The sequence below is a fragment of the Burkholderia sp. RF2-non_BP3 genome, from assembly GCF_001522185.1.
Taxonomy (GTDB): domain Bacteria; phylum Pseudomonadota; class Gammaproteobacteria; order Burkholderiales; family Burkholderiaceae; genus Burkholderia; species Burkholderia diffusa.
Genome location: NZ_LOSU01000017.1, coordinates 91,557 through 110,874 on the forward strand (window position 1 = coordinate 91,557; position 19,318 = coordinate 110,874).

Sequence of the window (19,318 nt, forward strand, 5' to 3'; positions counted from 1 at the left end):
GCGTTACGCCGCCCGCTGATGTTCCAGCCACGCCTGGAACATCAGCACCGTCCACAGCTGGTGCTGCCAGTTCATCCGGCCCGCCTGATGCTGGCGCCACAGCCGCTCGACGGCCGCCGCATCGAAGAAGCCCTCGTCGCGCAGCCGCGACGGCTGCAGCAGCGCGTCGGCCCAGTCGCGCAACGCGCCGCGCAGCCAGTGATCGACGGGCGCGCAGAAGCCCTGCTTCGGCCGGTCGATCAGCGCCGGCGGCACGTACCGGTAAAGCAGCCGGCGCAGCAGCGCCTTCGACTGCCCTTCCGGCAAGCGCACCGACGCGGGCAGCCGCCACGCGAATTCGACGACGTGATGGTCGAGGAACGGCATGCGCGTCTCGAGGCTGACCGCCATCGCCGCGCGATCGACCTTCGCGAGAATGTCGGTCGGCAGGTACGTGAGCGTGTCGATCGCCATCGCCTGCTCGGCGAAGCTCAGGTTCGCGGGCCATGCGGACACCGTATCGAGCGGCGTCGGCGGCTCCTGGCCGCTGAGCGCGATGCGCTCCGGATGATGCACCGACGACATCAGCAGCCGGTACAGCCCGATGCGGCTCTCGGCCGTCATCACGTGGCCGAGCTTGTGCAGCCGGTCGCCGATGCGGGTCGCCGAGTCGCGCGCTTCCACACCGCCCCATGCGCCCTGCGCGACCGCCGCGAGCTGGTCCGCGTGATCGGGGCGCAGCGCGTGCAGCGCGGCGGCGATCCGCGCGCGCACCGCCGCCGGCACGCGATGCAGCTTGCGCCACAGGCGCGGCGTCAGGAAATAGCGCGTATAGCCGCCGAACAGCTCGTCGCCGCCGTCGCCGGACAGGCTCACCTTCACGTGCCGGCGCGTCAGCTCGGACACGAGGAAGGTCGGAATCTGGGAGGCGTCGGCGAATGGTTCGTCGTAGATCGCCGGCAGCTTCGGCACGACGCCGAGCGCATGGTCGGCCGTCACGTAAAGCTCGGTGTGGCGCGTGCCGAGATGGCGCGCAACCGCCTTCGCGTAGCCGGCTTCGTCGTAACCGGCCTCGTGAAAGCCGATCGTGAACGTGTCGACCGGATTCGCCGACTGCGCCTGCATCAGCGCGACGATCGCCGACGAATCGATTCCGCCCGACAGGAACGCGCCGAGCGGCACGTCGGCTGCCATCTGCCGCGCAACCGCCTGGCGCAGAACCGTGTCGAGCTGCCCGACCGCCTCGTCGGCGCTGCCCTCGAACGGCCGCTCGCGGCCCGCTTCGATCGCCTGCTCGAGCGTCCAGTACGCGCGCACGCGCGGCGTGTCGCGCGCATGCTCGAACTGGATGAAGGTGCCCGGCGGCAGCTTGCTGATGCCGCGATAGATCGTATGCGGCGCCGGCACGCTCGACTGGCGCAGGTACAGGCACAGCGCGTCGCGATCGATCGTGCCGTCAAAGCCCGGATAGCCCCGCAGCGCCTTCAGCTCCGACGCGAACACCAGTGCGTCGCCGATCCGGCCGTAGTAGAGCGGCTTCTCGCCGATCCGGTCGCGCGCGAGCGTCAGCACCCGCGACGCGCGGTTCCACAGCGCGAACGCGAACATGCCGGTCGCGCGCCGCAGCGTCGCCTCGACGCCCCACGCGACGATCGCCGCGATCAGCACCTCGGTGTCGGAGTGGCCGCGCCACGCCGGTGCGCGCCCCGCGCGCTCGAGCTCCGCGCGCAACTCGCGATGGTTGTAGATTTCGCCGTTGAAGACCATGACGTAGCGGCCGCACGCGGATGCCATCGGCTGCCGGCCGTGGACCGACAGATCGACGATCGCAAGCCGCCGGTGACCGAGGGCGATGCCAGCCTCCGGGTCGACCCAGAGGCCCTGCCCGTCGGGCCCGCGATGCGCGACGCTCGCCGTCATTCGCGCGAGCGTGCCGCGCGCTGTCTCCTCATCGAAGGCGACGCTATTCAGAAAGCCGTCGATTCCGCACATTTGATTTGTCTGCCTCTGTTGACCTGGTCCGTCAGCGGCGGCGCAACCTCGCGGCCCGCCGCCCGGCTGACGGTCGAGCCATATTACGAAGAAATAAATCAGCAATAATTCATGGATGAATGTCGGACAAATCCGGAAAAAAAGCCGCGTCAAGCCCGACGTGCGATCGGCCCGGCAAACCGGAAAAGGGTCCACATCACGGCGCATCGGCGAACGGCGTGCGTGCCGGCGATCCGGGCCCGGCGTGCCGTACCCGTCATGCCGCGCCGGTCGCCCACTTCAGCAACTGCGCGACCTCGCGGAAATGCTGCTGCTGGATCGTGCCCTTTTCGGGCGTGCTCTCGTACAGCGCGTGCGCGAGGCCGGCGTTCGCGAGTGTCGGGCGCAGCGCGTCGCGCGCGAGCCGCACGATCCGCTCGGCCGCCTCGCCCTCGCCGCGCGCGAGCACCCACGGCAGCGTGCCGATCCCGCCGTAATAGAGCGCAACCGCGACGCTCGACGAATAGACGACCACCGACGCGAAACCGATCCGGTCCGGCAGCGACGAGAACTGCGCTTCGCGCGCGAGCTGCCGGCGCTTTGCCTCGATGTGCGGATCGCCCTCGTCTTCCTTGTGCTCGCGCCGCACTTCCTCGATCGACATCTTCATCTTCTGGTTGAACTCATGGCGCTGGTGAACGATGTCGATCAGCGCCATCACGATGTAGATCAGCGCGGCCCAGCCGAACAGCAGCATCAGCAGCTTCACGATCAGCGCGAGAATCGACATCGGCCGCGTGAAACCGGACTGCACCGAGGGGTCGAGCGACTCGACGATCAGCCAGCCGAGCGTCGCGGCGAGCAGCACGGTCTTCAGCAGCATCTTCGCGAGGTTCACGAGGTTGCGCATCGACCACATGTTCTTCAGCCCCTCGGCCGGATTGAGCCGCGACAGCTGCGGCACGAGCCGGCTCCACGCCATCACGCCGCCCACCTGCACGAAGCCCGCGAGCAGGCCGGCCAGCAGCCCGGCCGCGACGATCTGCGCGGACAGCAGCGCCCAGTCGCGCGCGGCGCCGTCGATCAGCGCCGCGAGCCGGGCGGACGGATCGGCCGCGCCGGCCGCGTCGAACACGAGCCGGAACAGCGCCTGCAGCCGCGCGAACAGCGTGCCGAGCCCGACCGCGAGCGCGACGCACACGCCGACGAAGAACGCCGACGAGATCGTCTCCGCGCTCTTCGGCACGTCGCCCTTCTGGCGTGCTTCGCGCAGGCGCTTCGCGGTCGGCTGCTGGTTCTTTTCGGCCATCGTCGCTCCGGTTCCGGCGGGCCGTCACGCGCCGCCGTGCGTGGCGAACAGCGCGCGCAACAGCGCCATCAGCCCGCTGTCGGGGCTCAGCAGCGCATGCAGCGACGCGTACACCACCGGCAGGAACAGCACCATCATCAGCACCGCGAGCGCGCTCTTCACCGGCTGTGCAAACACGAAGATGTTCAGTTGCGGCACCGCGCGCCCGACGAGACCGATGCCGAGCTCGACGAGCACCAGCACGATGATGACGGGCGCGGCGAGCTTCACCATCCATTCGAAGATCGTGTCGGTCTGCCGCACGACGAAGGTCTCCAGCATCGACGAGAAATCGGGGCCGAGCGAGCCGATCGGCCACCACGCGTACGACTGCGCGAACAGTTTCACCAGCACCTGAAGGCCGCCCGCGGTGACGAACAGCGCGATCGCGACGAAATTGAGGAATCCCGACGTCGGACCGCCCTCGTGCCCGCCCATCGGATCGAAGAACGCGGCGCTGCCGCTGCCGGTCTGGAAATCGATCAGGTAGCCGACGCCCTGGATCGCGAACAGCACCGCGCTGAACGCGCCCGCGAGCAGCATGCCGACCACCGCCTCCTTCGCGACGAGCAGGCACCACATCAGGAACGGCAGCGCGGCGACCTGCGCCGGATCGATCACCGGCGCGACGAACGCGGCGATCACCACCGCGATTCCGTTGCGCACGAGGCCCGTGACGATCTGCTCATTGAACACCGGCACCACGAACATGACCGGCAGCAGGCGCGGCATCACGTAGAGCAGCGGCCGCAGCGTGCCGGCGATGTCGTTGAAATTCGCGGCGTGGTCTAGCATCGGCGGTCCGCGGCGGCGGGAGGGGTTGCAGCGTCGGCAGCGGTCGAGTCGGCGGTGTCGGGGGAGTCGGCCGCGGCCGTCGCATCCGCATCCGCCGGCCGCGACACCATCTCCGCATCGAATACGGCGGCCATCTCCGGCTGCCCCGCCGCATGCTCCGGCGCATCGCCCGCCCACACGCCGGCTGTCGCGAAACGCCGCACCGCATGCGCGTCCGCGACCTCGTCGGCGTCGCGCTCGACCCGCGCGGCACGCGCCTGCAATGCCTTCTCGCCCGCCTTGTCGAGCTTGTCCTCGGCGGCCTTGGCCTTGCGCGCGGTGCGCTGCAGGTCCGCGAGCGTCGCCTCGTGATCGCGGTGCACGTGCGCGGCTTCGCTGACCGACGCATTCGCGACGCCGATGTGACGATCGAACGTGCGCGTGTCGGCCGCGGCATTCTGCAGCGCGCGCGCCTCGCGCAGGTCGTCGGCGAGCCGCGTCTGGATCGCGGCCTTCGCCGCGACCTGCCGCGCGAGCTGCGCGTGCGCGGCATCGAGCGCGCGCCGGCTCTGCGCGGCGACGCCCTGCTGGCGCGCGGCCGCCACGCGCGCGATCTGGCTGCGCATCTCGCGCACGCGCTTCAGGCGCGCAAGCGTCGCGAGCACGAGACGGTCGTCGGCTTCAGACATGGTCGTTCGCGAGTTTCGTCAGCTTCGCGAGCAGCGCGTCGAAACGCACGTCCTCGTGCGACGCCTGCGTGCAGAACGCGCCGATCGCATCGCGCGCGCGCAGCGCGAGATCGCCGAGCCGGTCGCTGCCTTCGCGGTACTCGCCGATCTGCACGAGCAGCTCGATCTCCTGATACTTCGCGATCAGCTCGCGCACGCGCGCGGCCGAGTGCTGATGCGCGCGGCTCGCGACGAGCGGCATCACGCGCGACAGGCTCGCGAGCACGTCGATCGCCGGATAGCGGTTCGCGAGCGCGATCTTGCGCGACAGCACGATGTGGCCGTCGAGGATCGAGCGCACTTCCTCGGCGATCGGATCGGATTCCTCATCGCCTTCGACGAGCACCGTGTACAGCGCGGTGATCGATCCGGTCGCGCCCTGACCCGCGCGTTCGAGCAGGCGCGGCAGCACGGCGAACGTCGACGGCGGGAAGCTGCGCCGCGTCGGCGGCTCGCCGCTCGCGAGGCCGACCTCGCGCTGCGCGCGCGCGAAGCGCGTCAGCGAATCGACCAGCAGCAGCACGCGCTTGCCGGCATCGCGGAAGTGCTCGGCGATCGCGGTCGCGACCAGCGCGGATTTCACGCGCTCCATCGCGGGACGATCGGACGTCGACACGACAACGATCGAGCGCGCGCGCACCTCGGGCGACAGGCTGTGCTCGATGAATTCGCGCACTTCGCGGCCGCGTTCGCCGACCAGCGCGATCACGTTCACGTCGGCTTGCGCGCCGCGCGCGATCATCCCGAGCAGCGTGCTCTTGCCGACGCCGGACGGTGCGAAGATGCCGACGCGCTGGCCGATGCCGAGCGTCATCAGGCCGTCGATCACGCGCACGCCGGTCGGAAACGGCGTGTCGATCATCTTGCGCGCGAGTGGGTTCGGCGGGTCCTGCTGCGTCGACACCCACGCGGCGCCCGTCACGGGCCCGCGATCGTCGAGCGGCCGGCCGAGCCCGTCGAGCACGCGGCCGAACAGCGCTTCGCCGACCGGGAACACGTGCTCGCGCCCGGACGGCACGACGGTCGTCTCCGGCGACAGCCCGGCCACGTCGCCGAGCGGCGTGAGCAGCGTGGTCTGCCGCGAGAAGCCGACCACTTCGGCGAGCAGCGTCGGCTGGTTCGGCGTGCGCAGTTCGCAGATCTCGCCGAGCCGCGCGCGGATGCCGGTCGCATTGAGGATCTGCCCGACCGCGTGATTGACGCGGCCCTGCACCGACACCGGCGAGAAAAATGCGAGCCCCGCGTCGAGGTCGCCGACGAGGCGGCCGCGATCGAACGGCGCGGCATCGTCGTCGCTGTCGCCGCCGAACGACTGCGGATCGTCGAGCGGCGTGTTCATCGCGTCGTGCCCTTCAGCGCATCGCGGCGGATCGCCTGGCGCAGCGCGTCGATCTGCAGGTCGAGGCTCGCGTCGATGCGCCCGGACGGCGTCTCGACCGTGCACGCGTGGCGTTCGAGCTGGGCATCCTCGACGATGCGGATCCGTTGCCGATTCGACTGGCCGGCGAATGCGCGGTCGAGCGCGTCGCGCATCTCGTCCTCGCGGCCCGGCGCGACCCGCACGATCAGGAACGCCTCGTCGCGCACGAGCGGCGCGATCCGCGCGAGCGCGGCCTCGTAGAGCTTCTGCGTGCCCATCTCGCCGACGATCGCGCGCACGGCCTTCACGACGATGTCGGCCATCGAATCCTTCATCGACTCCATCGTGCGCGCGGCGGCCAGCGCCTGCGTGTACGCCTGCGCCGCATGCTCGCGCTGCGCGCGGCGCATGCCTTCGTCGTAGCCCGCCGCCTGGCGCTTGTCGAATTCGCGCTGTGCATCGGCGACGATGCGCGCGGCCTCGTCGCGCGCGGTCGCGATCACCGCGGACGCGTCGAGCAGCGCCGCGTACTCGCGCTCCTTGAGCACCTTGCGCTCCGACAGCAGCTGCAGGTTGTCGCTCGTGATCAGAAAAGCCAGTCCCATGACGCAAGCCTCTCGGGAATCAGAAACAGGAACAGCAATTCGCCGAACTGGTCGCGCTGCGCGCGATTCAGCCAGTACGGCGCTTCGTCGTCGATCGCGCGGTTGAATTTCAGGCGCGCGCGCCGCGCGACCGCGTCGCCGGCCACGCCGATGAAATCCGCGAGCAGCCGTCCGCCGCGCGCGCGGATCACCACCGGCAGCGCGGCCGGATCGGCACGCCACGGTTCGAGCGTGTCCGTGAGCGCGCCGAATTCCGGCGCGCGCTCGAGCGCGAGTTCCAGCGCGTCGCCGCCGAGCTTCGCCGCGATTTCCGCGCGAATGCGGCGCACGGTCAGCGCATCGCGCAGCCAGCCGCGATGCAGCAGCAGCCCCGCATACGACGCAAGCTGCTCGAGCGCCGCGCCGGGCAGCAGCGCGAGCCGCGCACACGGGTTGGCGACGTCGAAGTCGTGATGCGCGGCCACGTCGTTCGCGTCGAGCAGATGGCGCGCAAGCAGCTTGCGGCCGGCCGGGCCGAACGCGTCGGGCGAGCGATAGCGCGCGGGCCACTCGGCCGGCACGCGCGTTACGTGCAGATAGCGGTCGGGCCGCAGGTTGAATTCGCAAACGAGCGCGTGAAACGCCGCGAGCCGCGCGGGCGGCGGCGGCGCGAGCGGGTGCAGCCACGGCAGCGGCGCGGCATCGGGCCTGGCACCCGGCGGCAGCGCGGCGTGTTCGCTCATGCGCCGTCGCGCGCGCCGTCCGGCGTGCGCAGGCCGCCGCCCGACGACGCGGACGCACCGCCGGCCCCGTTCGCACCGCGCGGCGTGCCGACCAGCCCGGCCAGCCGGGCGCCGAACATCCCGCGCCGCGCGGCCGACAGCGCGATCACCGCGCAGGTCAGCAGGATCAGCGCGAACACCAGCCAGCCGAGCGGCGAGCGCAGCCGCAGGACGTCCGACACCGCGCTGCCGATGCCGTCCACGCGCGTCGCGCGCGCGGCGGCCGGCTGCAGGAACAGCGACACGTTGTCGTACTGCAGCCCTTCGATGCTGTGCGCGACGAGGTCCTTGACCATCGGCGCCATCGCGCGCAGGTCCACGCCGGGCCGGTAGCGGATGTACACGGCCGCCGACGACGGCTTGATCTTGTCCGCGAGCGGATCGTTCTCCGGAATCACGACCTGCACGCGCGCGACCACCACGCCCTCGATGTCCTGGAGCGTGCGCGACAGGTCCTGCGACACGCCGTACAGGTAGCGCACGCGCTCCTCGGCCGGCGTCGACACGAGCCCCTGCTTCTGGAACAGCTCGCCGAGGCTCGCATAGCTCGGCTTCGGCAGCCCGTTCGCCTGCAGCACGGTGAGCGCCGACTGCATGTCGCCGTCCGCGACGCTCACCTGCCATGCGTTGCGATCCGACGTGTCGCGCGCGTCGTTGTCCTTCGACGCGCTGATGCCCGCATCGCCGAGCACGGCGACCATCTGGTTCGCGTCGCGCTCCGACAGGCCGGAGTACAGCTCCTTCTGGCAGCCGGCCAGCAGCGCGAGCAGTCCCGCGAGCAGCGCTCGCGCTGCCCGGCTGCGCCACGCATGCATGCGCGGCGTCGAATCGATCGTCGTCATCGTTTGTCCGCTTCAGGGCGCGCGGCCGCTTCGGGCACACGCACCGGCCTTCGTCACTCCTGCGTCTTCAGCACCGTGTGCGTGAAGCCGTTCGCCGCCTGCGCGACCGACAGGCTCAACTGGTATTCGGAAATCGTGGTGGTCGCCGTCCACTGGAAATCCATCGCCTTCACCATCGTCATCAGCGGATCGCTGCGGTTGTCCGCCATCGACGTCAGCATCTCGGTGCGATGCTTGTCGATGTTCGCGTACCGCGTGTCGAGATCGTTGCCGTACGTGCGCAACCGCTCGACCAGCGACGAATGGTTCGCCTGCGCGGGTGTCGCGGGCGTCATCTGCACCGCCGGCGCCGCATCGGCCGGCGCGCGCGACATCGCGACGCCCGACGCCGACGGCGACGCCGCGGCCGCACCCGGCTGCATCAACGCATCGAACTGGCGCACCTGCGCCGGATCGGACGCCGTGCCCGCCTGCTGCACGGCGCCCGCGAGCGCGGCCGCGCCCGGCGGCGCCGCGCCTACGCCTGTTACCGACATGATCGTGTCCTCCTTGACCGGCAGAGCCGGGAACGAGCCGGCCGGCACGCGCACACGCCCCGCCGGGCGCCCGTCATGGGCGGCCCGGGCATGTGGCGTCGCGCGGCGCGGCCGGCGACCGGCTTCATGCGCGGCCGGCGGAACTCAGGTGTTGCGCAACCTGGGCGTTCGCCGTCCCTTCCTGCGCGGTTACTGCGTTGCTGGTTTCAAACGTCGCGGTCGACTGCTGAACCTGGAAGTTGATCTTCGTCAGTTCGAGCTGCGTCTTGGTCAGGTCGTCCGCCTGCTGCTGAACCTGGGTCGTGTCGTTCGGACCACCCGCGCTACCTGCTGCCGAGGCACCCATATTTCGCTCCTTTTGCGTGAAGAACGTCATCCACTTTCCGGCGGCGGCCCCATGCCCCGCCGGCGACGTGACGCGCCGCATGCATGCGGCGTGTCGCGTAATGCGCGCACCGCGCGACGCGCGATGCGCAAATCCTGTCGCGACGCTAGTGCGCCGCCTCCTTCGAGGCACCGGCGGCCGCGACGGCCGGCGTCGCCGGCGCATCCTGCGGCAGCGTCGGGCCCGGCACCGGCTGCGCGACGCCGGCCGCCGCGCCGCTCGCGAGCGGCGGCACGGGCGGCGCCGGCGCACGCTCGGGCGCGCTCGCGGACGCGCCGCCAAGCGGCATCGTGATGCGCTGGCCGTTGCGCTCGAACACGACTTCGTCCGGACCGATCGACACGACGGTCGGCCCTTCCTTCAACCGCGCGCCTTCGAAATAGCGGCTGCCGTCGGCCGTCTCGATGTAGCGCTGGTCGCCGTCGCCCGCGAATACCGTCGTGATCTCCGGAATCCCCGCGACGCCGCCGAGCGTCGTCGCGGTGCGCGGCGCGGCGGCATCGGCGTCGCGCACGTGGTCGACCACCTCGAGCGCCGGACGCGCATCCTTCATGTAGTTGCGGATGCGCGGCTCGATCTGCGCGCGCTCGGCCGCGCCCGTCAATTCGATCCGGCCGCGGCCGAGATAGGTGACCGTCAGTGCCGTGTCGCTGAAATACGTCTGCGCGGTCGCGACGAGATCGCTGACCACGTAGATGTTGCCGAGCGCCGCGTTGTCGACGCCCGCGACGATCTGCGCGACGCGTTCCCGCGCGGCCGGGTCGCTCACGTAGCCCGACACGATCACGCCGTCGTCGCGCGGCGCGACGGCGAGTTCCGGATACGCGTGCAGCAGTTGCTGCAACCGATGCGTGCGTGCGAGCACCGACTCGTGCTGCCACGGCAGGCGCCCCGACCACGCGACGAAGCCGTAACCGAGCGCGCCGAGCAGCACGCCGATCCACAGCGCGACGACCGCGATCACGAGCCGCCGGCTGCCGAGACGTCGCAGCCCGCCGGTGAGCCAGCCGAGCCACGCGGCCTCGCGCGCGGCGTCCTGCGTGTCGGCCTCGTCGGGCACCGCGACGCTCGCCTGCGCATGACGCGCGATGCCGAGCTTGATCGAGCCGACCGTCACGACGTCCTGCGGCGTCATCGAGCGGCGGCCCGCGCCGAGCGGCTCGTCGTTGAACAGCACGGGCGCTCCGCCGTCGCCGCCGTGGTTCTGCACCGTCACCGCGAGCGCGCCGACCTGCAGGCACACCTGTTTCGCGCCGATCTCGCGATCGGGCAGGATCACTTCGCAGTCGGCCGCGGTGCCGACCCAGTTCGCGCCGCGCGCGAGCGACATCGTGCGGCCGTACATCGGCCCGCTGAGGAAGCACAGGTTCCACGGCGACGCGAGCGCGGCCGATCCGGCCGCGCCGCCGCCGGGCAATGCGCCGTCGCCGTGCGGGTCAATGATGGTCGTCGACATGAGTGGACGCTCCTGCGGTCGTCGCCACGGGCTGCGCGGCCGAATCCTTCGGCGGCGGCAGCGCGGGCGGGCCGAACTTCGTGCCGGGCAGCGGCGCGGGCGTGAGCGGCACCGCGATGTCGTTGTCCGGCGGGCGATACATCGACGTGCCGTTCGAACCGGCCGGCCCGTCGGCGCCCGGATTCACCGGCGAGCCGTCCGGCGCGTACATCGACGCGGTCGTCACCACGCGCGGCGTCAGCAAATAGAACCGCTCCATGTGGTTGCCCGACTTGTCGGTGTACTTGAACAGGTTGCCGATCAGCGGGATGTCGGACAGCCACGGCACGCCGCTCTTGTTCAGCCGCACCTCGTCGTCGTTGAAGCCCGCGATCAGCAGGCTCTTGCCTTCGTCGATCATCGTCTTGGTGACGATGTTGCGCTGCTGGATCACCGGCACGTTCGACACGGCCTGGCCCGGCACGATGTTGCCGTCCTGGATGTCGATCGACATCATCACGCTCTGCGGGTTACCCGACACGGCGGCCGCATTGCGGATCGCCTCGTCGACGATCATCGGCGTCACCTTGATGCTGGTGCCGGTCGTCACGCTGTACAGCGACGAATCCTGGTAGCCCTGCACCTGTACGTAGAACTGCGTAAGATTCTCGAGAATGGCCTCGGTGTTGTCGAGCGCGAGCACCTTCGGCTTCGAGCGCAGCTGCGCCTGCCCCTTCTGCGCGAGCGCGTTCACGCGGGTGAGCAGATAGTTGCGCAACGAGCCGCCGATCGACGCGGTCAGCGCGATGCCGGTCGGCATGAAGGCGCCGGTCTGCCCGGTTTCCGACGTGCCGATGCCGAACGTCAGCGGCGGATTGCCGGCGCCGTTGAACTGCGTGTTGCCGTTCAGCGGATTCTGGCCGTTGCCGATCTGCACGTCGCCGTGCGTCGTGTGCAGACGCCAGTCGATCCCGAGGCTGTCGAGCGAATCCTCGTTGATGTCGATGATCGTCACGTTGATCTCGACGATGCGCGGCCGTTCGTCGAGCTGGTTGATCAGCGACTGGTAGCGGTACATGTTCTCCGGCAGGTCGCGCACGATCACCGCGTTGATCGCCGGATCGGCGACGATCTGCGGCAGCGCGTCGCCACCGCCGCCGCTCGAGAACGGCGAGAAGCCGCCCGCGCTGCCGTCCGCACCGCCGTAGCCGCCCTGGCGCGGGCCGCCGGACATGTCCGGGAAGTCGAGCCGCGGCACCGCGATCGTCAGCCCCGAGCCGAGCTTCACCTGACGCGCGGCCTGCCCGAGCGGCGTGCTCGACGGCAGTTCGCTCGTGCCGCCGCCCTTGCCGAACAGCCGGCGCAGGATCGTCGCGACGCCCGGCACCGTCACTTCCTTGCCCGAGCGGTTGATCGTGAAATCGGACGCCCAGCCGTACCTGAGCCGGAACGCGCGGATGTCCGCATGCGCACCGTTCGCCGACGGGTCGCCGACCGAGCCGACCGCCTGCCGCACGAGCTCCACGTAGCGGCGCGGGCCGGCCACGTACACGCTGTTCGCGCGGTCGTTGATCACGAGCGTGTAGCGCTTGTCGGGAATCTGCATCGCCTGCAGCGAGCGGCCGATCTCGCCGGCCGCGTTCGGCGGAATCGGGATCATCTGCGTCTGCGACTGGTCGGCCGGATCGACGTACAGGAACGAGCCGTCGTAGTACCACGTAAGCCCGTAGGTCGAGCAGATCGTGTCGAGCGTCTGCTGCGGCGTGCCCGAGAAGCGGCCGCTGATCACGCCGTCGACCTTCGGATCGACCACGGCCGTCACGCCCTGCGACGATGCGAGCTCGCGAATGAAATCGCCGATCTTCTTGCCGTTCGCGACGATCGTGAACGGCTTGTTGCGCCAGCGCAGGTCCGCCGCGCGCGCCGGATGCGCGACCGTCATGCACAGCGATGCCGTGAGCAGCGCGGTCGCGCACATGGCGAGCGCGGCCCGTTGCAGGCGGCGCGGTTGAAACCGGATCGGGGTGACGCGTCGACGCATCAAAGCACTCCTGAGGAAGAAACGAACATGCGTTCAAGCGCCTGTTGCGCGAATCGCAGCACCTCGCTGCCGAGCCAGCCCGACAGCAGCACGAGCGCGACCATCACGGCGATCAGCCGCACCGCGATGCCGATGTTGGCGTCCTGCACCTGCGTGACCGCTTGCAGGATCGCGACCACGAGGCCGGTGACGGTGGCGATCAGCACGATCGGCAGCGACAGCAGCAGCACGAGCATCAGCGCCTGCCGGGTCAGGTCGAGGATCGTCGAGCTCGTCATTGCGCGACTCCCGGCGCGCGCACGCCGGCGCCCGCGCCGAGCGTGCCGTCGTCGGGCGGGTTCTTCACCCAGCCGACCGTATGCAGCTGCACGTCCTCCTCGACCTCCTGGTACGACAGCACCGCGAGTTCGGGCAGCACCGGCTGCAGGATCGTCTTCACGTAGCGGCGCGCGCCGAGCGCGACCATCACCGCGAGCCGCGCGGCGCCCTGCGGGCTGCCGTGGCCGCCCGCGCCGGCCGCCTGCGCCGACGTCGCGGCCTGCACGATCGCGCGCACCTGTTCGCCGATGTCCTGCTTGATCGCGCTCGACAGCGCGAGGAAATTGCCCTGCTTCGTGCGCATTACCGCGTTCTCGATCCGCTCCTGCAGGTTCTGCTCGAACAGCACGACGCGCAGCTGCCGCGTCGCGCCCGCATGCCGATCGGTGATCATCCGGCGCAGGTCGACGCGCACCAGCTCGACCAGCGCGATCACGTCGTCGGGTTCGTTCGGCGCCCACGTGATCAGGCTTTCGAAAATCACGCGCAGGTTGCGGATCGGAACCTGTTCGGCAAGCAGTCGGCGCAGCACCTCGGTCACGCGCTGCAGCGGCACGAGCCGCGTCAGTTCGCCGACGAGTTCGGGATGCTCGCGGCGCACCAGGTGCACGAGCGCCTGCGTTTCCTGGATGCCGAGCAGTTCGTCCGCATGCTGGCGCACGATCTGTTCGACGTGCGCGGCGAGCGCGCCTTCGCTCGTCAGCCACTTGCCGTCCGGCGCCGCGCCGTCGGGCTTGATCCACAGCGCGGTCGCGAACGGGCCGAACGCCTCGGCCGGCTGGCGCTCCGCACGCTCGGGCAGCGGCGCGACGCCGTCCCACAGCAGCCAGCCCGGCTTCAGCGCGCCATGCGCGGCGAGCACGTCCTGGAGATAGATCCGGTACGTGCCGGCCGCCGCGCCCTCGTCGTCGTTCAGCGTGATGCGCGGAAACACCGTGCCGATATCCGCGTCGACGCGCGCCTTCGCGCTCGACAGCGCGGTCTGCAGCTGCGCGAGGTTCAGCGTCGTGCGCAGGTCGTCCGACAGCGACACCGCGATCAGCGACGTCACACCCGCCGCATGCGACACCTTCGCGGGCTGGCCGTCGTCGGTCGCGCCGATGCGGCCGGCGATATGAATCAGGTTGAAGCTCGGCGCGGTCGTCTTGCGCTTCAATTGCGTGAATGCGAACGCGCCGAGGCCGAACGCGATCAGCGCGAACGACCACTTCGGAAAACCGGGCACGACGAGGAAGCCGGCCAGCACCAGCGCCGCGATCAGCAGCGCGCGCGGATGCGCGCCGAGCTGCTCGCCCAGTTGTTCGCCGAGCTGGCGCTGCCGCGTGTCGCGCGTCGCGACGCGCGTCGTGACGATGCCGGCCGCGATCGACACCAGCAGCGACGGGATCTGCGACGCCATCCCGTCGCCGACCGTCAGGATCGCGTAACGTTGCAGCGCCTCGCCGATGTCCATGCCGTGCATCAGCGTGCCGACCGCGATGCCCGCGACGATGTTGATGAACGCGATCACGAGGCCCGCGATCGCGTCGCCCTTCACGAACTTCATCGCGCCGTCCATCGCGCCGTGCATCTGCGATTCCTGTTCGAGCTTCTCGCGACGCTCGCGCGCTTCGTCGGCGCTGATGATCCCCGCGCGCAGGTCCGCGTCGATGCTCATCTGCTTGCCCGGCATCGCGTCGAGCGAGAAGCGCGCGCCGACTTCGGCGACCCGCTCGGAGCCCTTCGCGATCACGATGAACTGCACGACGGCGATCACGAGGAACACCACGCCGCCCACCACGACGTTGTTGCCGACCACGAGCCGGCCGAACGCGTCGATCACGTGGCCCGCATTCGCGTGCAGCAGGATCAGCTTGCACGACGCGATGTTCAGCGCGAGCCGGAACAGGGTCGTGAACAGCAGCAGCGCGGGAAACGACGAGAAGCTGACCGCCGAAGGCACGTAGGTCGACACCGTCAGCAACACGACGCTCGCGGCGAGGTTCAGCGAAATCATCCCGTCGAGCGCGGCTTGCGGCAGCGGCAGGATGAACAGCGCGACCACCGACACGATGAACGCGGCGAGAAACAGGTCGGCGCGCGGCGATGCCCCGAGACGTCGCCCGGACACGCTGCGGCCGGCGGAAAAGATCCGCTGCCAGTCGCGAGGGAGCGCCTTCGGTTCTGCCATCGTGCCGTCGTCCTGTCGTTGTCGCCGCCGGGCACGGGCCGTCATGCCCCGTGTCGCGCGGACCGTTGAATGGGACGAGTGTAGCGACGCGACACCGCGCAAAAAGGGATGCGCCTCGTAGCGGCGCGGCGGTTTTCGGATGACGATCCGATCCGACTACGAAACCCGGCGGCGCCTGCTCGCGCGCGTCGCCGGAACCGCTTCCATCGCGCGGCGTGCGCCGCGCGCGCAGACAGGGTCAGGGCTCCAGACGGCGTGCGGCGAGATACGCGAGCTGCGCGCGATTCTGGACGTTGAAGAGTTTTTCGAGCGAACGGATATGGTGACCGACCTTGTGCAGCGACGTGCGCAGCGCGCTCGCGATCTCCTGGTCGGACAGCCCGCGCACGAGGCGCTCGAGCACCTCCTGCTGCTCGTCGCCGAGCGCGAAGCCGCGCATGCGCGCGATGCGCGCCTCGAGAAACGGCAGCGCGACGCGATGCACGGCGAGGCTCACCGACAGCGCGCCGCCGATCACGCGATCGTCGATCCACTCGGTGCCGTGCGCTTCCGACGTCACGTTCACCGCGACGCGCAAGTCGAGCCGCGGCGCCGACAGGCTGAAAATCACGCCGCTGTTCATTGCATGCGCACGCAGATGGCCGGCCAGCGCGAGCACCTTGCGGTCGCCGCTGCCCTGCGCGGCCGACTCGATCTCGTCGAGCCGCCACGCGACCGGAAAGCCGCTCTGCCGCACCTGCGCGAAACGCGGGTCGCTCTCGTAGAGCATGCCCTCGATATACGGCTGCATGAACGTCGCGGGCGCGAGATCGCGCAGCAAATGCGCGCACAGAATGCGCCGCCCGATCATTTCATACGCGCCGTATCCAAGCGTGCTGAAACCGATTTGCCGCAATCGGGAATGGCATTGGGCGAAATCGACAGGCGCAAGGTCGGATTTACCTGGCGCAATTTGAATGCCGGTAAAAACGTCACGCTCGATTGCATGAATTTCTTTCGAATAAGCGGCGGCGACCGCAATATCGGCTTGCGAGAACCACTCGACGCGTGGCGCGTCGTCAGCATATGTCATGAGGAGCCCACCCTTTCCCAATATGTGAACCTGCCCCGTCACGATCTGGTCTTTTCTTTATTTTTTTCTGGTTGTCTCTATACCGGTGCGAATATGAACCTTTCGCCCGAATTAGTATTACGGCATATTACGCGTACACAGGCATTTTTGTACAATGCCCCCGCGTTTCGTCTGGATGATGATCTGCGCATATCATAAAGATGCTCGATCGCATCGTCGCGAACGCCGTGCACGACACGGCTGCCGCCACGCGATGCGCGTCGATTCCGAGGGATGGCACATGTCCGATATTGCATTGCAAGAAGAAGCGGTCGCCCCAACGTTGTCCCGTCCGTCGCGACGGACGGCCCCCTGCACCGACGCGTCGAGAGCGCGCCCGGTGCAGGTCGTCTGGTGCGACGACGTCAAGCGCGGCGACATCGTGCAGCCGCACGCGCCGAAGCTCGGCGTCGCCGATACGCTCGCGCACGCGCAAAGCACCGCCGAACGCAACCGGATCGTCGCAAGCCTGCTGCACCTGACGGGCTTCTCGACGTTCGCCTATTTCGCGCTCGAATTCTCGCGGGAGCGCGTCGAAAGCCTCTATCTGCACGAAGCGTTCACGCCGACCACCTATCGCGGCGACTACGTGCGGCACAACCATCACGACATCGATCCGCGCACGCTCGGCGCGCGCGTATGCAACATGCCGATCGTGTGGGACCTGCAGCAACTGCGCCGCGAACATCGCGAACGCGACGACGGCCCGTGCGTGACGCCGACGGCGCTCGACGGTTTCCTGCAGACGATGCAGGACGACGGCATGTGCAGCGGCATCATGTATTCGATGGCCGTGCCCGGCACGCGGCTGCATGCGTTCATGAGCTTCACCGCGCCGCGCCGCACGCGCGAGTGGATCACGCCGGCGACGATCGAGCAGGCGTTGTCGATCGGGCTGTCGGTGCACAAGTTCGCGTCGCCGCAACTGATCGCGACGTCGCGCGAACGCGCCGTGAACGGACTCACGCCGTTCGAACAGGAACTGCTGCTGGGCATCGCGGAAGGCGCGTCGGACAAGGAGATCGGCCGGCGCCTCGACACCAGCGCGCACAACGTCGACTATCACCTGCGCAAGCTGCGCAAACGCTTCGGCGTCGCGAACCGGATCCAGCTCACGTACCTGACGTCGAAGCTCGAGCTGATCTGACGCGCCCGCGACGAACCCGCGTAAACGGACATGCCGGCCTCGCGGGCCGGCATGTCCGTACACCTGACGATCACGCCGTGCGGCGTTACTTCAGCAGCGTCATCTGCACGACCTTGACGATCACGAGACCGACGGCGATCACCAGATAACCGCGCAGCACGGCCATCCAGACGCGCGTCGCGACCGTCATGTTCTGCGGTTCGAGCGTCTCGAGCGGCGGCATGCGCCACGTGGGGCGCAGCGCGCGGTCGATGCCCGGCTCGACGACACGCTTGTTGCGGCGAATCAGCACCGTCGCGAGATAACCGGCGATCGCGAGCACGGTGCCGCCGACCAGCACATCGACGATCGCTTCGCCGCTGATGTCCGGATACATCACCGATGCGGTCAGGATGATCGACAGCAGCACGAGCACCCAGATCACCGCGCCCGTGAACACGTTGAGCTTCGTCGAGTTGACCCAGGGCCCAAGCACCTGGCGATCGTTGCAGAGCACGAGCAGGAACACGGTCGCGCTCGGCAGCAGCACGCCGGCGAGCGTCTGCACCGCTTCGGTCAGCAGGCCGAGCGGGCTGCCCGGAATCAGCACGAGCGCGGCAGCCGCCGCGACGATGCCGAAATAGACGAGATAGAAGCCCTTCGCATCGGACACGCCGCGATGCAGCGAATGGCGGATCTTGAACACGTCGCCGATCGCGTACGCGGTCGACAGCGACACCGCCGCCGCGCCGATGATGCACGCGTCGAGCAGCGCGACCGCGAACAGCGTCGCGCTCGTGCGGCCCGCATATTTCTCGAGGCCCGCGATCACGCCGCCCGCGTCTGTGAAGCTGCCCGCTTCCGGATGGCCGCCGAACAGCGCGGCGCTGAAGCCGATCATCGCGACCGCGCCGATCAGCACGAACGCGATGCCGATCCACAGGTCGACCTTTTCGTACTTCATGAAGCGCGGCGTGATGCGCTTGTCGATCACGTAGCTCTGCTGGAAGAACAGTTGCCATGGCGCGACCGTCGTGCCGACGATGCCGATCACGAGCAGCATCACGTCGGACAGCTTCGCGTGCGCGGGCCAGTTCGGCACGAAGAAGTCGCGCGACATCTGCGCCACCGGCGGGTGGATCGACACGAGCACCGGCACGAGCAGCAGGCTCATCACGCACAGCACGATCGCGAACCGCTCGAAGCGCCTGAAGTCGCCGGTACTCACCGCCGCCATCGTCAACGCGGCCGCCACGCAGACGCCCGCAACCTTCGGGAGCCCGAAGAAAGCCAGCACGAACGTGATGCCGATGAATTCGGTGACGATCGTCAGCGCATTGAGCAGGAACAGGTCGATCACGCTGAACGCGCCCCAGAATTTACCGAAGCGCTCGAAGATCAGGCGCGCGTGGCCGACGCCGGTGACCGCGCCGAGGCGCAGCACCATCTCCTGGTTCACGTACAGCACCGGGACGAGCAGCAGCAGCGTCCACAGCAGCGTCGTGCCGTAGTTCTGGCCGGCCTGCGTATAGGTGCCGAATGCGCCGGCGTCGTTGTCGCCGACCATCACGATCAGGCCGGGGCCGATGATCGCGAGCAGCGTGCGCAGGCGCGCCCACCACGTGCCGCGCGCGGCGGTGTCGTGATGTGCGATGGTGCCGAGCGCGCCGCGGATGTCGCCCAGGTGGGCTTCGTCGAGCACGGCGCTGCGTTCGACGGCGATCGGTGGAGAGACGTTCGATGGCGTGGACATGATGAATTCCGTACGGCTGGTTTTTTATCCGGCAAGCGTGTGGCCTTGGAATACGCGCGCGGAACGAGGCCGCGC

17 protein-coding genes are annotated in these 19,318 nt (G+C 69.2%); 1 reads left to right on the top strand and 16 read right to left on the bottom strand.

Annotation, left to right across the window (positions count from 1 at the left end; all coding sequences use genetic code 11):
• Positions 1–3: 3 nt before the first annotated feature.
• From asnB to WS45_RS07275, 15 genes are all read right to left on the bottom strand, one after another.
• Positions 4–1,971, bottom strand: a complete 1,968-nt coding sequence (asnB, locus tag WS45_RS07205; protein WP_059699079.1) for an asparagine synthase (glutamine-hydrolyzing) — start codon at positions 1,969–1,971, stop codon at positions 4–6.
• 256 nt (positions 1,972–2,227) lie between these two features.
• Positions 2,228–3,259 (bottom strand): EscU/YscU/HrcU family type III secretion system export apparatus switch protein, encoded by a 1,032-nt coding sequence (locus WS45_RS07210; protein WP_059692139.1) that lies wholly within the window; start codon positions 3,257–3,259, stop codon positions 2,228–2,230.
• 24 nt (positions 3,260–3,283) lie between these two features.
• Positions 3,284–4,093, bottom strand: a complete 810-nt coding sequence (gene sctT / locus WS45_RS07215) for a type III secretion system export apparatus subunit SctT (protein ID WP_059699081.1) — start codon at positions 4,091–4,093, stop codon at positions 3,284–3,286.
• Positions 4,087–4,761, bottom strand: a complete 675-nt coding sequence (locus WS45_RS07220; RefSeq protein WP_059699082.1) for a hypothetical protein — start codon at positions 4,759–4,761, stop codon at positions 4,087–4,089. The genes sctT and WS45_RS07220 overlap by 7 nt, the downstream gene beginning before the upstream one ends.
• A complete protein-coding gene (gene sctN / locus WS45_RS07225; RefSeq protein ID WP_059526754.1) occupies positions 4,754–6,139 on the bottom strand; it encodes a type III secretion system ATPase SctN in 1,386 nt (461 codons plus the stop codon). Before sctN ends, WS45_RS07220 begins: the two co-directional genes overlap by 8 nt.
• Positions 6,136–6,765, bottom strand: coding sequence for a type III secretion system stator protein SctL (gene sctL, locus WS45_RS07230; protein ID WP_059600083.1), 630 nt, complete (start codon positions 6,763–6,765; stop codon positions 6,136–6,138). The genes sctN and sctL overlap by 4 nt, the downstream gene beginning before the upstream one ends.
• Positions 6,747–7,487, bottom strand: coding sequence for a SctK family type III secretion system sorting platform protein (locus WS45_RS07235; RefSeq protein WP_059692136.1), 741 nt, complete (start codon positions 7,485–7,487; stop codon positions 6,747–6,749). The genes sctL and WS45_RS07235 overlap by 19 nt, the downstream gene beginning before the upstream one ends.
• Entirely contained in the window at positions 7,484–8,368 is an 885-nt protein-coding gene (gene sctJ, locus WS45_RS07240; RefSeq protein WP_059699085.1) for a type III secretion system inner membrane ring lipoprotein SctJ, read from the bottom strand. Before sctJ ends, WS45_RS07235 begins: the two co-directional genes overlap by 4 nt.
• A gap of 53 nt (positions 8,369–8,421) precedes the next feature.
• Positions 8,422–8,904 (bottom strand): hypothetical protein, encoded by a 483-nt coding sequence (locus WS45_RS07245; protein ID WP_059527205.1) that lies wholly within the window; start codon positions 8,902–8,904, stop codon positions 8,422–8,424.
• A 124-nt stretch (positions 8,905–9,028) separates the two neighbouring features.
• Positions 9,029–9,250, bottom strand: coding sequence for a hypothetical protein (locus WS45_RS07250; protein WP_059527208.1), 222 nt, complete (start codon positions 9,248–9,250; stop codon positions 9,029–9,031).
• A 145-nt stretch (positions 9,251–9,395) separates the two neighbouring features.
• Positions 9,396–10,745 carry a type III secretion system inner membrane ring subunit SctD gene (gene sctD, locus WS45_RS07255; RefSeq protein WP_059526765.1) on the bottom strand — a complete coding sequence of 450 codons (1,350 nt, stop codon included), beginning with the start codon at positions 10,743–10,745 and terminating at the stop codon, positions 9,396–9,398.
• The gene (gene sctC / locus WS45_RS07260) at positions 10,726–12,765 is read right to left on the bottom strand and encodes a type III secretion system outer membrane ring subunit SctC (protein WP_059699087.1); all 2,040 of its coding nucleotides are present in this window, start codon (positions 12,763–12,765) and stop codon (positions 10,726–10,728) included. Before sctC ends, sctD begins: the two co-directional genes overlap by 20 nt.
• Positions 12,765–13,043: a type III secretion system export apparatus subunit SctS gene (gene sctS / locus WS45_RS07265; RefSeq protein WP_011659215.1), complete on the bottom strand. Its 279-nt coding sequence runs from the start codon at positions 13,041–13,043 to the stop codon at positions 12,765–12,767. The genes sctC and sctS overlap by 1 nt, the downstream gene beginning before the upstream one ends.
• On the bottom strand, positions 13,040–15,253 hold the full coding sequence (sctV, locus tag WS45_RS07270; protein WP_059527211.1) for a type III secretion system export apparatus subunit SctV: 2,214 nt from the start codon (positions 15,251–15,253) through the stop codon (positions 13,040–13,042). The genes sctS and sctV overlap by 4 nt, the downstream gene beginning before the upstream one ends.
• 238 nt (positions 15,254–15,491) lie before the next feature.
• Positions 15,492–16,325 carry a helix-turn-helix transcriptional regulator gene (locus tag WS45_RS07275; protein ID WP_059699089.1) on the bottom strand — a complete coding sequence of 278 codons (834 nt, stop codon included), beginning with the start codon at positions 16,323–16,325 and terminating at the stop codon, positions 15,492–15,494.
• A gap of 280 nt (positions 16,326–16,605) precedes the next feature.
• Here WS45_RS07275 and WS45_RS07280 point away from each other — a divergent pair, with 280 nt between their 5' ends.
• Positions 16,606–17,511 (top strand): helix-turn-helix transcriptional regulator, encoded by a 906-nt coding sequence (locus tag WS45_RS07280; RefSeq protein ID WP_059699270.1) that lies wholly within the window; start codon positions 16,606–16,608, stop codon positions 17,509–17,511.
• 85 nt (positions 17,512–17,596) lie between these two features.
• On the opposite strand, the gene WS45_RS07285 is transcribed toward WS45_RS07280, so the two are convergent.
• Entirely contained in the window at positions 17,597–19,243 is a 1,647-nt protein-coding gene (locus WS45_RS07285; protein ID WP_059526774.1) for an Nramp family divalent metal transporter, read from the bottom strand.
• Between the last annotated feature and the right edge of the window lie 75 nt (positions 19,244–19,318).